At 33.4% G+C, this 13121-nt stretch carries 13 protein-coding genes and 1 other annotated feature; of the genes, 11 read left to right on the top strand and 2 right to left on the bottom strand.

Annotated features, from left to right (window positions below; translation table 11 throughout):
• Nucleotides 1-43 precede the first annotated feature (43 nt).
• The 11 genes from murD to ileS all read left to right on the top strand — a co-directional run bounded on the left by murD (nucleotide 44) and on the right by ileS (nucleotide 12329).
• Nucleotides 44-1426, top strand: coding sequence for a UDP-N-acetylmuramoyl-L-alanine--D-glutamate ligase (gene murD / locus WBF61_RS02865; protein WP_424253727.1), 1383 nt, complete (start codon nucleotides 44-46; stop codon nucleotides 1424-1426).
• A gap of 22 nt (nucleotides 1427-1448) precedes the next feature.
• Nucleotides 1449-2549: an undecaprenyldiphospho-muramoylpentapeptide beta-N-acetylglucosaminyltransferase gene (gene murG / locus WBF61_RS02860; protein ID WP_424253725.1), complete on the top strand. Its 1101-nt coding sequence runs from the start codon at nucleotides 1449-1451 to the stop codon at nucleotides 2547-2549.
• 27 nt (nucleotides 2550-2576) lie between these two features.
• Nucleotides 2577-3452, top strand: coding sequence for a cell division protein FtsQ/DivIB (locus tag WBF61_RS02855; RefSeq protein ID WP_424253724.1), 876 nt, complete (start codon nucleotides 2577-2579; stop codon nucleotides 3450-3452).
• Nucleotides 3453-3590: 138 nt separating this feature from the next.
• Nucleotides 3591-4916, top strand: coding sequence for a cell division protein FtsA (ftsA, locus tag WBF61_RS02850; RefSeq protein WP_424253722.1), 1326 nt, complete (start codon nucleotides 3591-3593; stop codon nucleotides 4914-4916).
• Nucleotides 4917-4950: 34 nt separating this feature from the next.
• Nucleotides 4951-6210 carry a cell division protein FtsZ gene (gene ftsZ / locus WBF61_RS02845; RefSeq protein WP_424253720.1) on the top strand — a complete coding sequence of 420 codons (1260 nt, stop codon included), beginning with the start codon at nucleotides 4951-4953 and terminating at the stop codon, nucleotides 6208-6210.
• A gap of 5 nt (nucleotides 6211-6215) precedes the next feature.
• Nucleotides 6216-6893 (top strand): YggS family pyridoxal phosphate-dependent enzyme, encoded by a 678-nt coding sequence (locus tag WBF61_RS02840; RefSeq protein ID WP_424253719.1) that lies wholly within the window; start codon nucleotides 6216-6218, stop codon nucleotides 6891-6893.
• A 41-nt stretch (nucleotides 6894-6934) separates the two neighbouring features.
• Nucleotides 6935-7408, top strand: coding sequence for a cell division protein SepF (locus WBF61_RS02835; protein ID WP_424253717.1), 474 nt, complete (start codon nucleotides 6935-6937; stop codon nucleotides 7406-7408).
• A 23-nt stretch (nucleotides 7409-7431) separates the two neighbouring features.
• A complete protein-coding gene (locus tag WBF61_RS02830; protein WP_424253715.1) occupies nucleotides 7432-7722 on the top strand; it encodes a YggT family protein in 291 nt (96 codons plus the stop codon).
• A 16-nt stretch (nucleotides 7723-7738) separates the two neighbouring features.
• Nucleotides 7739-8521 carry an RNA-binding protein gene (locus tag WBF61_RS02825; RefSeq protein WP_424253713.1) on the top strand — a complete coding sequence of 261 codons (783 nt, stop codon included), beginning with the start codon at nucleotides 7739-7741 and terminating at the stop codon, nucleotides 8519-8521.
• 79 nt (nucleotides 8522-8600) lie between these two features.
• A complete protein-coding gene (locus WBF61_RS02820) occupies nucleotides 8601-9227 on the top strand; it encodes a DivIVA domain-containing protein (protein WP_424253711.1) in 627 nt (208 codons plus the stop codon).
• 2 nt (nucleotides 9228-9229) lie between these two features.
• Nucleotides 9230-9450: a binding site (T-box leader), on the top strand.
• A gap of 98 nt (nucleotides 9451-9548) precedes the next feature.
• A complete protein-coding gene (gene ileS / locus WBF61_RS02815) occupies nucleotides 9549-12329 on the top strand; it encodes an isoleucine--tRNA ligase (RefSeq protein WP_424253709.1) in 2781 nt (926 codons plus the stop codon).
• An 88-nt stretch (nucleotides 12330-12417) separates the two neighbouring features.
• Here ileS and WBF61_RS02810 read toward each other — a convergent pair whose 3' ends face one another.
• Both WBF61_RS02810 and WBF61_RS02805 read right to left on the bottom strand, forming a co-directional pair.
• Nucleotides 12418-12858, bottom strand: a complete 441-nt coding sequence (locus tag WBF61_RS02810; RefSeq protein ID WP_424253707.1) for a hypothetical protein — start codon at nucleotides 12856-12858, stop codon at nucleotides 12418-12420.
• A gap of 90 nt (nucleotides 12859-12948) precedes the next feature.
• Nucleotides 12949-13121, bottom strand: a 173-nt coding sequence (locus WBF61_RS02805; protein WP_424253845.1) for a GlsB/YeaQ/YmgE family stress response membrane protein, incomplete at its 5' end; no start/stop codon positions are given.

Raw genomic sequence — 13121 nt, 5'->3', positions numbered from 1 at the left:
GTACAGATTAAGTAAAAAAACTCTGCTGAAAAGAGGATTGAAGATGAAAAATATTAAACGGTACGAAAATACTAAAGTATTGGTTTTAGGATTAGCTTTAAGTGGCGTTAATGCGGCGAAGCTACTTCATTCTTTAGGTGCTTTAGTAACAGTGAACGATTATAAAAATTTCGATGAAAATCCTGAAGCTCAGGAATTGTTAGAATCTGGAATTAGAGTAGTAACAGGAGGACACCCTGTAGAATTGTTAGATGAGGATTTTGAATGGATTGTAAAAAATCCTGGAATTATGTATACAAATCCTATTATCGTACGGGCTATTGAAAAAGGAATACCAGTTATAACAGAAGTTGAACTTGCTTATGAAGTATCCGAAAGCACACTTATAGGAATTACTGGAACAAATGGAAAAACAACAACAACGACAATGGTTGCAGATATTTTAAATAAAAATCGTGAGACGGGGTATGCCTACGTTGCAGGAAATATTGGGACTCCAGCCAGTCTAGTAGCACAAACAGCTACAAAAGATGATGAGATTATTATGGAACTATCTAGCTTTCAATTAATGGGGATAACGGAATTAAAACCTCATATTGCAATAATCACAAATATTTATTCAGCGCATCTTGATTATCATGGAACAAGAGATGAATATGTTGAAGCTAAAATGAGAATTACTGAAAATCAAACGGAATCAGATTATTTAATTATTAATTGGGACCAACCCGAATTAAGAGAATTAGTAAAAACAAGTAAAGCTCAAATTATTCCTTTTTCAAGGTTAGAACGACTGGAAAATGGGGTTTATTTAGATAATAACGTTATTTTTTATCAAAATGAACCGATTATGAATAAAGCATCCATATTAGTACCAGGCGAGCACAATGTAGAGAATGCTATGGCTGCTATTGCTGTAACAAAATTATTGGGTAAAAAAAATGGTGAAATCAGAGAGTGTCTTGAACTATTTACAGGAGTTAAGCATAGAACTCAATTTGTAAGAGAGTTTAAAGAAAGACGGTTTTATAATGATTCAAAAGCTACTAATAGTTTAGCCACTAAGAACGCTTTAATAGGTTTTAAAGTTCCGACTATTTTACTTGCTGGAGGATTAGACAGAGGAAATAATTTCGATGAGTTAATACCAGAACTAAAAAATGTTAAAGCTTTGATTGTTTTTGGAGAAACAGCGACAAAATTAGCGGAAACTGGTGAAAAAGCTGGAATTAAAACGATTAAGGCTGTTCAGAATGTAGAAGCAGCGGTCCCTATCGCATTTGAATTAAGCGAGCCCGGAGATGTCATTTTGTTGTCCCCAGCATGTGCAAGTTGGGATCAGTACCGTAGCTTTGAAGTACGTGGTGATGTCTTTATCCAATCAATAGATCAATTAGTTGATGAAATAAAAGAAGAGGGGGAGTAGACCAACTGGGTCTGACATAATAATGAAAATTTTATTATCAGGTGGAGGAACAGGTGGACATATTTATCCTGCTTTAGCTCTAATCAAAAGAATAAAACAAGTACATCCGTCTTCTGAAATTATGTACATCGGGACAGAAAAAGGACTCGAAAGTAAAATTGTAAGAAATGCAGCTATTGCATTTAAATCTATCGAAATTCAAGGGTTTAAACGTTCACTATCTATTAGTAATTTAAAAACGATACTATTGTTTTTTATAAGTATAAAGAAATCAAAAAAAATAATTAAAGATTTTCAACCGGATGTTGTCATTGGGACCGGTGGATATGTATGTGCACCAGTAATTTATGCTGCATCGAAGCTTAAAATCCCAACGATTATCCATGAACAAAATAGTGTAGCAGGTGTTACAAATAAGTTTTTAGCTCGCTATGCAACTAAGATAGCAGTGTGTTTTGAAGAAGCTAGAGCTGAATTTAGTCGTTACTCAGACAAAGTTAGCTATACAGGAAATCCAAGAGCGCAAGAAGTAGTTGGTATAAAACCATCTACGATACTAAAAGATTATCATTTAGCTGTTAATCAACCAACAGTGCTAATTTTCGGGGGAAGTCGAGGGGCGAGAAGTTTAAACGAAGCTTTTATTGCAGCCTTACCCGAATTGAACAAAAAAAAATATCAAGTATTGTTTGCGACCGGAGACGTTCACTACGAGAGAATTAAAAAACAAGTTGAACCTCAAATAAAAGAAAATCTTTCTATCTCAGTAGTACCCTATATTGAAAATATGCCTGAAGTATTTGCTAACGTTGATTTGGTAGTATCTAGAAGTGGTGCAACAACACTGGCAGAGCTGACGGCGTTGGGTTTACCAAGTATCTTGGTACCTAGTCCGTATGTAACCAATGATCATCAAACTAAAAATGCTGAGAGTTTAACTAAACGTGGAGCTGCAAAAATGATAACAGAAGATCAGTTAACTGGAAAAAGTTTAATAAAAGCAATTGATGAATTAATGCTACATGAAGAAATAAGGAATAACATGGCGAAAGCCGCCAAACAATTAGGATTACCTGAAGCAGCAGATCATTTAATTCAAATGATAAAAGAAATTATCCGTTAAAAAGAGATGATAAAAGGAGGACGGCGTATGGCAAACAAAAAAGAATTAAATAAAAAGAAGGGGAAATTGTCAGCGCAATGGTCTTCTTGGAAAAATAAATCAACTAAAGATAAAACGAAAAAGTCCCGAACATTAGAAGATAAATTACCTAAATTAAAAGAACAAAGGCGAAAAAAAATGAAACAACGATTAGCTGTATTGCTTTTGTTATTTTCATTTGCGATTTTAATAGTAGTCTATTTTATATCACCATTAAGTAAAATTGAAAAAATAAGTGTTGCAGGAGCTAGCGAAGTTACAGATCAATCGGTCATTAGCGCGAGTCAAATTAAATCTGGAGAGTCTTTATGGGAAACCTTTTTTTCGAAAAAAGAAAAAGAAGTACTAGTGAAAAAAAAATTATCTCAAGTGAAATCCATGGATTTAAAATTTGATAGTATAAATTCTTATGAATTAGCTATTACAGAATATAAAACTGTAGCCTATCTAGAAAAAAACGAAACTTATCATAACATCCTTGAAAATGGAAAAATTGTAAATGAAAGTAGAAAAGTATCTATTGGAAATCAACCGATATTTATAAATTTTAAAGAGGGAAAAGTATTAAATAAAATGGTTGAAGAATACGCTTTACTTAAAGAAAATATACACAACAGTATATCAGAAATTGAATACACGCCAAGTAAAACAGACCCATATTTAATAAAAATATATATGAACGATGGAAATCAAGTAGTTGCATCGATAACGTCTTTTGCTGAAAAAATGGCTTATTATCCAGATATTGTTCAAAAAATTGGTAAACAAAAAGGAATAATTAATATTGAAGTTGGTATCTATTTTTTACCTTTTGAAAAGGTAGTGCCGGAAAAAAGTGACGTTGATAAAAATAAAGAAGAATAATTAAAATAAATAGAAAACAAGAATTTAATAAAGCTATTAAAACCTTCGTAAATTAAGCATTCTTATGGTAAAATCAAAGATAAGTATTATAAACTAAAAATTAAAAACTGAAAATGAAGTTTAAGGAGGTTTCAATGAATGAAAAATACTGGAATGTATGTAAGTCTAGATATTGGAACCACTTCAATAAAAGTTGTTGTAGCTGAGTTTATTAACGGTGAAATGAATATTATTGGAGTAGGAAATGAAAAATCAGAAGGTTTAAGCAGAGGAATTATCGTTGATATAGATAAAACGGTGGAATCAATTAATAAAGCCATTAAGCAAGCTGAACAAAAAGCAAACGTTGACATTAATAAAGTAATTGTTGGTATTCCAGCAAATAATATTGAAATTGAACCTTGTCACGGTATGATTGCTGTATCAGGCGAGAACAAAGAAATTACAAAAGAGGACGTACAGAACGTACTTTCTGCAGCAATGGTCAAATCAGTTCCACCAGAAAAAGAAATTTTAGCAATCTTACCGGAAGAATTTATTGTCGATGGGTTTGATGGCATTAAAGATCCTCGTGGAATGATTGGGGTTAGACTGGAAATGCACGCAACTATGATTACTGGTCCAAAAACTATTATACACAATACAAAAAAATGTGTTGAAAAAGCTGGACTCCAAATTGAAGATATAGTTCTACAACCATTAGCAACAAGCAGTATTGCGATGTCTAAAGGAGAAAGTGATTTTGGTACTATTGTAATTGACATGGGTGGTGGACAAACAACCGCTTCTGTTATGCATGATAGTCAGCTGAAATTTGCTTACGCTAATCAAGAAGGTGGAGAATACGTAACAAAAGATATTTCCGTTGTTTTAAATACATCTTTCGAGAATGCCGAGAGAATTAAACGAGACTACGGTTACGCCCTTCCTGAGGAAGCATCAGCAGATGAGGATTTTCCAGTTGATGTGATTGGACAAAGCAAACCAGTTAACGTAGATGAACAGTATCTTTCTGAAATTATAGAAGCACGATTAGTTCAAATTTTTGAAAAAATTAAGAGTGAACTAGATCATGTGCAAGCGCGAGATTTACCAGGAGGAATCATTTTGACTGGTGGAGCAGCAGCACTTCCAGGAATTGTTGAATTAGCTGAGGATATTTTTGAAATTAATGTTAAATTGTACGTCCCTGATCAAATGGGGATGCGTTATCCGACGTTTACGACTAGTATTGGTTTGGTGAATTATGAATCACAATTAGATGATATACATCAAATTATAAAAAGTTTTTCGTTAAATCAAAGTGATTTCAAAGGAAATAATAGTACAGCAAAACAAACTCAAATAGTAGACTATCAAGAACAAGAATATGAGTACAATGAGAAACCGACCAAACAAGAAAAGCGTAAAGAAGATACTTTGGTTTTTAAAGCTAAGAGTTTCTTCTCGAATTTTTTTGATTAAATACACTATAAAAGTGTAAGTAGGAGGAAGTAGAATGGATTTAGAATTTGATACAAACCCGTTAAATGGAGCAATAATAAAAGTAATCGGTGTAGGCGGAGCAGGAAATAATGCTGTTAATCGTATGATTGATGAAGGTGTTAAAGGTGTAGAGTTTATCGTTGCCAACACGGATGTTCAAGCGTTAGCTGGATCTAATGCAGAAGTTAAGATACAATTGGGACCTAAACTTACTCGCGGACTCGGAGCAGGAGCTAATCCTGAAATCGGACGTAAAGCAGCTGAAGAAAGCGAAGAACAAATCGCTGACGCTTTAAGAGGAGCGGACATGATTTTTGTTACAGCTGGAATGGGTGGAGGAACCGGTACTGGAGCGGCAGCTATCGTTGCTCGTATCGCGAAAGAGCAAGGTGCTTTAACAGTAGGAGTTATTACTCGACCATTTACTTTTGAAGGACCTAAGCGTGGGCGTTTTGCTGCTGAAGGTGTTGCTCAGATGAAAGAGCATGTAGATACATTGGTTATCATATCTAATAACCGTTTGTTAGAAATTGTTGATAAAAAAACACCTATGCTTGAAGCTTTTCATGAGGCTGACAATGTGTTACGCCAAGGAGTACAAGGGATTTCTGACCTGATAACTGCACCAGGATATGTGAATTTAGATTTTGCAGACGTTAAGACAGTCATGGAAAATCAAGGATCAGCATTAATGGGAATCGGTATGGCTAGTGGAGAGAATAGAACTGCAGAAGCTACAAAGAAAGCTATATCTTCTCCATTACTTGAAGTTTCGATTGATGGAGCCGAATCAGTTTTATTAAACATAACTGGTGGCTCAGATTTAACATTGTATGAAGCTCAAGATGCCTCAGACATCGTTTCTTCAGCTTCTACAACAGAAGTAAATATTATCTTTGGAACATCTATTAACGAAAACTTAGGCGATGAAGTTATCGTTACAGTTATTGCAACAGGAATTGATACAACTAAAAAAGCAGATACTCGTCCAAAGTCTTCTGGAAGAAATCGTGGTATGGACTTAAATGATTCTCCAAATCGTGGAGAAGCTGTTCAATCAAGAGCCACAAAAGATCCCTTTGGTGACTGGGATATTCGTAAAGAGCCAAACGTTCGCGATCAAAATGTTTCTAGCTCTCAATCAGAGGTATTTTCTGAAAAAGAAAAATCAGATTTTGATTTTTTCAAAAAAGAAGAAAAACAAGAACGTAGTCAAAAATCAGAAGATGAAAACCTTGAGACACCACCATTTTTTAGAAGACGTCGTAAATAAATTAGATGGTAAATATAAAACAAGCAATTTCTGATTTTGAAAAAAAATTTAATAGCACTTTAGAAAAAACAAACCGAAAAAAATCTTCTGTACAAGTAGTTGCAGTGACTAAAAATAGATCAATACAAGAGACTAAAGAAATAATTCAAGGAGGTTTCTTCCATTTAGCAGAAAATCGATCTGAAGGACTCCTTGAGAAGCAAAAGGAACTTTCGGTCTATGATATTACTTGGCATTTTATTGGGAATCTTCAAACTAGGAAAGTAAAAGAAATCATTAATCGAATTGATTATTTACATTCTCTAGATCGCTTATCTTTAGCTAAAGAAATTGAAAAAAGAGCGCAAGACAGCGTGAGATGTTTTGTACAAGTTAATGTTAGTGGAGAAGATACCAAAAGTGGAATAGCTCCTGAAAAGCTAGAAGAGTTTATTTTAGAGTTAGCTACTTTTAGTAAAATAAAAGTAGTAGGTCTAATGACAATGGCTCCTAAAAATTCGAATGAAGAGGTTATTCGTTTAATATTCTCAAAATTAAAGAACTATCAAAAGCAAATAGAAAGAAAAAAAATACCTCATGCTCCGTGTACTGAGCTTAGTATGGGAATGAGTGGAGATTATCAAGTTGCTATTGAAGAAGGTGCAACTTATATTCGTATAGGTAGTTTATTTTTCCAAGAGTGATTTATCGTGTTAATACCATTTATTCATTAAGGGGGATTAAAATGGGAATGAAAAATAAATTTAGTCGCTTTTTTGAACTAGATGAAGAAGATGAGTTAGATACAATGTATAATCAAGAATCTCATTCTTTTTCTAAAGGTGGAGACTCTAAGTTGGTTGATGCAAAAACTATTCCTATCATCAATGCCAAGCGAGAAAAAATAAATAGTAAAGTTGTATCATTTAACCAACAATCTTCAATGAAACAAGCTAAAATTACTATTATTGAACCTCGTGTCTACTCAGAAGTACAGGGAATTGCAGATATTCTATTAAAAGAACAATCAGTTGTATTGAACTTTGTTCGAATGGATGAAGAACAAGCAAAAAGAATAGTAGATTTTTTAACAGGTACAGTCTATGCTTTAGGTGGAGATATTCAGCGCATTGGAGATGAGATATTCTTGTGCACGCCAGAAAATGTGAGCATTGACGGGACATTGAATGATATTATGCGTGAAAAAGATTTATATTAGAAAAGAGGAATAGTTTAAACGTTATGGATATTTTATATTTAGTTTATCTTGTATTATCGAGATTGATTCAAGCTTATTCAACCCTCATCATTATCTATATACTAATGTCTTGGTTTCCAGGGGCCTACCAATCTAAGATCGGTCAAATTATTGTACGTCTCTGTGAACCTTATTTAGGCTTTTTTAGACGCTTTATTCCGCCAATTGGTATGATTAGCGTTTCTGGTATAGTAGCTATTCTAGTGTTAAATTTAGCTCAGAGAGGTTTATTCTCGCTTTACCAAATTATAGCAAGATTAATTGTAGGCTTCTAAACTAGGAGGTATTTTGATGATTGAGAATGTTTATCAACATTTTAGAAAAGAAGAACGTCCTTTTATCGATCAAGTTACCGATTGGATTAGAGAATGCGAAGATCAATATACTCCTTATCTGACTAATTTTTTAGATCCCAGACAAGCTTATATAGTCGAAACAATTGTAGGGAAGAGAAGTGGGATAAAAATCTATTCTTTCGGTGGCTATCAAGCTGCCGAAAGGAATAGACTTTATATATGTCCCGAATACTTTGTACCTGTACAAGATGATTTTGAAGTAGCTCTTTTTGAAATCCGTTATCCAATTAAGTTTACTAACCTTTCCCATGGGAAAATTTTAGGAACCTTACTTTCAACAGGGTTAAAAAGAGATTTTTTTGGAGATATCATTTCTGATGGAGAACGTTGGCAGTTTTTCATTGGTGAAAGTATGAAGCCGTTTGTCCAAAATCAAGTTGAAAAAATGGGTAACGTCTCTATACGTTTGATAGAAAAATCCTATTTAGATCTTTTAAAACCACTTGATGATTGGACTATAGTTCATGAAACAGTTTCTTCTATGAGGTTAGATACAATAATAGCTAGTTTATTTAATATATCTAGACAACGATCTAAACAAATGATTGAGTCTGGAAAAATTAAATTAAATTGGTCAGAAATAACTCAACCAGATTTTGAATTAGGCGTTTTAGATATTGTCTCTATACGTGGATTTGGTAGGCTACAAGTTCAAGAAATAGAGGGGAAAACAAAAAAAGATAAATGGCGTATAAAATTTGGAGTCTTGCATAAGTAAACTAATTTAGGTATTCTAGTATTGAATCATTTAATATCAAATCAAAGATAAAAAAAATCAGATGATGGAGGTGTCTTATATGGTGTTAACTCCTTTAGATATACATAATAAAGAGTTCCCTGTCAAGATGCGTGGATATGACCAAGACGAAGTAAATGATTATTTGGATCAGATTATTAAAGATTATGAAATGGTTCTGAAAGAAAATCGTGAATTAGAAAAAAATCTGAAGTTTTCTGAAGAAAAAGTAACACATTATAATAACCTGCAAGATGCGTTAAATAAATCTATCATTGTTGCTCAAGATGCTGCAGATAGACTTAAAGAAAATGCAGTAAAAGAAGCTGAATTAATTGGTTTAGAAGCCGGCAAAAATGCAGATCGGTTACTGGATGAAGCAGTTGCTAAAGCTAAAAAAATTACAACTGAAACTGATGAATTAAGAAAACAAAGTAGAATCTTTAAACAACGTTTACAATTAATGATTGAATCTCAATTAGAGATGGTCAAAAATGAAGAATGGGAAGATATTCTAAAACCCTCACAAGAAGAAGCTCTAGAAATACCTACTTTAAAGGCATTGCTTTCAGAGATGGAAGAAAAAAATAGTCATGAAGAGTCAACTGAACTAGCTACTGATGAAGAAGTTGAAAATGATGAAAATCAAATTGCTGAAGGCACAACTCCTGCAATTGAATTACCATAGTATTTAAAACTATGATTGGAATAGAAAGCAATAAAATATTTTTAGCGAGTTAGAAAATGGTGAAAGTCTAACAATCCCTTTTATTGTAAGATCCTCCAAGAGTGCTGATTTGAAAAAATTGTAAAATTAGCCGGCTGATAACCGTTACCAATTGCTTGAGAGGAATATGAACACTGTTCATTCCTAAACTTGGGTGGTATCACGAATTCACTTCGTCCCTTATAAGGGAGGAGTGTTTTTTTGTATACTGAATTTGCATTTTTAAAGTTTAAGCAGTACGCTAATAAACAGTAGATTGATAAGAAAATGGAGGAATAAATAATGAAAATGAAAGAAACATTGCAATTAGGGAAAACAGCTTTTCCAATGCGCGGAAACTTACCAATACGTGAACTTGAATGGCAAAAAGAATGGGAAGAAAAAGATATTTATGGTCAACGACAAGAATTAAATAAAGAAAAACCAACTTTTATTTTACATGACGGACCTCCTTATGCTAATGGAAATATTCATATTGGCCACGCGCTAAATAAAATCAGCAAAGATATCATTGTTCGTTATAAATCGATGACAGGTTTTCGTTCTCCATATGTCCCGGGATGGGATACACACGGTCTACCTATTGAGCAAGCATTAACTAATAAAGGTGTTAAGCGCAAAGAAATGTCTATAGCTAAATTTCGCGAATTATGTGAAGAATACGCTTGGGAACAAATAAATAAACAACGTGAAGACTTTAAACGTTTGGGTGTTGCAGGTGAATGGGATAATCCTTATGTGACATTGACACCTGATTATGAAGAAGCACAAATTCGTGTTTTTGGTAAAATGGCTGAAAAAGGATATATCTATAAAGGATTAAAACCAATTTATTGGTCACCATCAAGTGAATCTGCTTTAGCAGAAGCAGAAATTGAGTATAAAGACGTTAAATCTGCAAGTATTTATGTTGCTTTTAAAATTATTGATGGCAAAGGATTGATTGATGATTCTACATCACTAATTATTTGGACTACAACACCATGGACTATTCCGTCGAATTTAGGTATTGCTGTTCATCCTAACTACGATTACGTGACTATCTTAGCTGATGGCAAAAAATTTGTTTTAGCGAAAGATTTAGTTGATACAGTAACTCAAGAAATTGGTTGGGAAAGTGTAGAAATTATTAGTGAACTTAAAGGAAAAGATATGGAATTAATGACAGCACAACATCCTATGTATGATCGTACTTCGCTAGTTATTTTAGGAGACCATGTTACTTTAGAAGCTGGTACTGGTTTAGTTCATACTGCTCCTGGGCATGGGGATGACGATTACATTGTCGGCCAAAAATATAAACTAGGTGTTTTATCACCAGTCGATGATAAAGGGTGTTTTACAGATGAGGCTCCTGGGTTAGAAGGGGTATTTTATGACAAAGGAAATAAACTAATTACAGAAATCCTAAAAGAAAAAGGCGCTTTACTGAAATTGGACTTCTTTATGCATAGTTACCCACATGATTGGCGTACTAAAAAACCCGTTATTTTCCGTGCAACACCACAGTGGTTTGCTTCTATTGATCTATTCAGAGAACAAATATTAGAAGCAATTAAAAATGTAAATTGGACTCAACAATGGGGAATGCAACGTCTCTATAATATGGTTCGTGATCGTGGCGACTGGGTTATTTCTCGCCAACGGGCTTGGGGTGTACCTCTACCGATTTTTTACGGTGAAAATAATGAGCCTATTATTACACCAGAAACAATTGATCATGTTGCACAATTATTTGGAGAATTTGGTTCAAACGTTTGGTTTGAACGTGAAGCCATTGACCTATTGCCAGCTGGATTTACTCATCCATCCAGTCCTAATAATATCTTTACCAAAGAAACAGATATAATGGACGTATGGTTTGATTCTGGGTCTTCTCATGAAGCTGTATTAAAGGAAAGAGAAAACTTGACATTCCCAGCTGACATGTATTTAGAAGGGTCAGATCAGTATCGTGGCTGGTTTAACTCAAGTATCACAACGAGTATCGCAATAAATGGTGAAGCTCCTTATAAAACAGTTTTGTCACAAGGTATGGTATTAGATGGTGACGGGCGTAAAATGAGTAAGTCACTTGGAAATACGATGTCTCCTGATAAAGTAACAAAACAAATGGGTGCAGATATTATTCGTTTGTGGGTTTCTAGTGTTGATTCTCAAGCAGATGTACGAGTAAGTGATGAAATATTAAAACAAGTCTCAGAAGTATATCGTAAAATTCGCAATACGATGCGTTTCTTATTAGCCAATACATCTGATTTCCAAGTTTCAGAACATGCAATTAATTTTGAAGATTTACGTTCAGTAGATAAATATATGATGGTTCGCTTGAATCAACTCGTTGAAAAAGTAGAAATGAATTATGAAAAATATGAATTTCCAGCGATTTATCAATTAATTAATAATTTCTGTACAGTTGATTTATCTCAATTTTATTTAGATTTTGCTAAGGATGTTGTTTATATTGAATCAGAAAACTCATATGATCGTAGAGCTATGCAAACAGTGTTCTACGAAGTACTTGTTAAGTTAACTAAACTTTTAACACCAATTTTACCTCATACAGCAGAAGAAATTTGGAGTTTGTTAGGTGAAGATGAAGAATACGTTCAGTTAGCTGAGATGCCACATGTTGAAACCTATGAAAATGAAATAGAATTAATGGATATGTGGAATGCCTTTATGGATATTCGTCAAGATGTTCAAAAAGCATTGGAAGAGGCACGTAACGATAAAAAAATTGGTAAGTCTTTTGAAGCTAAGTTAACTATTTATCCTACTGCACCTACAAGAGATTTATTTGTATCATTAAATAGTAATATTGAGCAATTATTAATTGTCTCAGACTTGAATATTGCAGGAGATAAAACAGAAGCTCCAGAAACAGCCTTACAGTTTGATTCTCTAGCAATCGTAGTAGAACATGCTCATGGTGAGACTTGCGAGAGATGTCGTGCGATTAAAGAAGATGTAGGGGCAAATACAATAGCTCCATCTCTTTGTGAACGATGTTCTGAAATTGTTTCAAAAAATTTCCCGGAGGCTTTAGTACCGGAACAATAAAATATAATTATCTTATTTAAAATAAAAAACTTCTATTAGATAATTTAGGAAAATTAATTTTCCTAAATTATCTTTTTAGAAAGTTTTTTTATTTATTTTCTAAAGTCACTTTTACTTCATTTAAAATATTTTTAGCCCACGAATCTTTAAGTGAAGGTAAAAGAGGAGTAAGGAGTAAAAATTTTCTTCCTTTTAAATGAAGCTCTAACGAAATCTCTAATTTTATAATATCATCAGACTTAGGTAAAACAATTAATTCACCTAAGCCGGTAATATGATTATTTTTTGAAGAAAAAGTAAAATGAACTTCATTAAATTTTATTTCTGGTTCGAAATAAAATATTAAGGTTGTCTCATGAGTAAAAGAACCTAATGGTAGAGAAGTTTTTACAGAATAACTATAATCGGAAAGTTGATTGAGTTTACTAAAACCTGGTAAGAAAGGCAACCAAAAAGTAGGTTCTTTTACTTTTTTGCTAGATTCTTTGAATGGTGCATGTATGTTGATTGAATAGTGTTCTAATGACATGATATATCCCCTTTTTATAGTTAATTTAAAAAAAGTAAAAACACTTTGAGATATAGTCTCAAAGTGTTTCTACTGAAGCGTTAAATACAATTAACCTTTGCGTCTTCCCATGATAAGTGAAAAGATAAAGATTAGTGCTACAGCACCAATTAATGCAGGTATAATAGCAAACCCACCGATGACAGGTCCAAAACTACCAAATAATGAAGACCCAAGCCATGATCCGATGAATCCTACGATAATATTACCAATAATTCCTCCTG

This window comes from Carnobacterium sp. (assembly GCF_049673005.1).
Classification (GTDB): Bacteria; Bacillota; Bacilli; order Lactobacillales; family Carnobacteriaceae; genus Carnobacterium_A.
The sequence above is the reverse complement of the archived record's forward strand: the minus strand, read 5'-3'. Positions and strand labels throughout refer to the sequence as shown.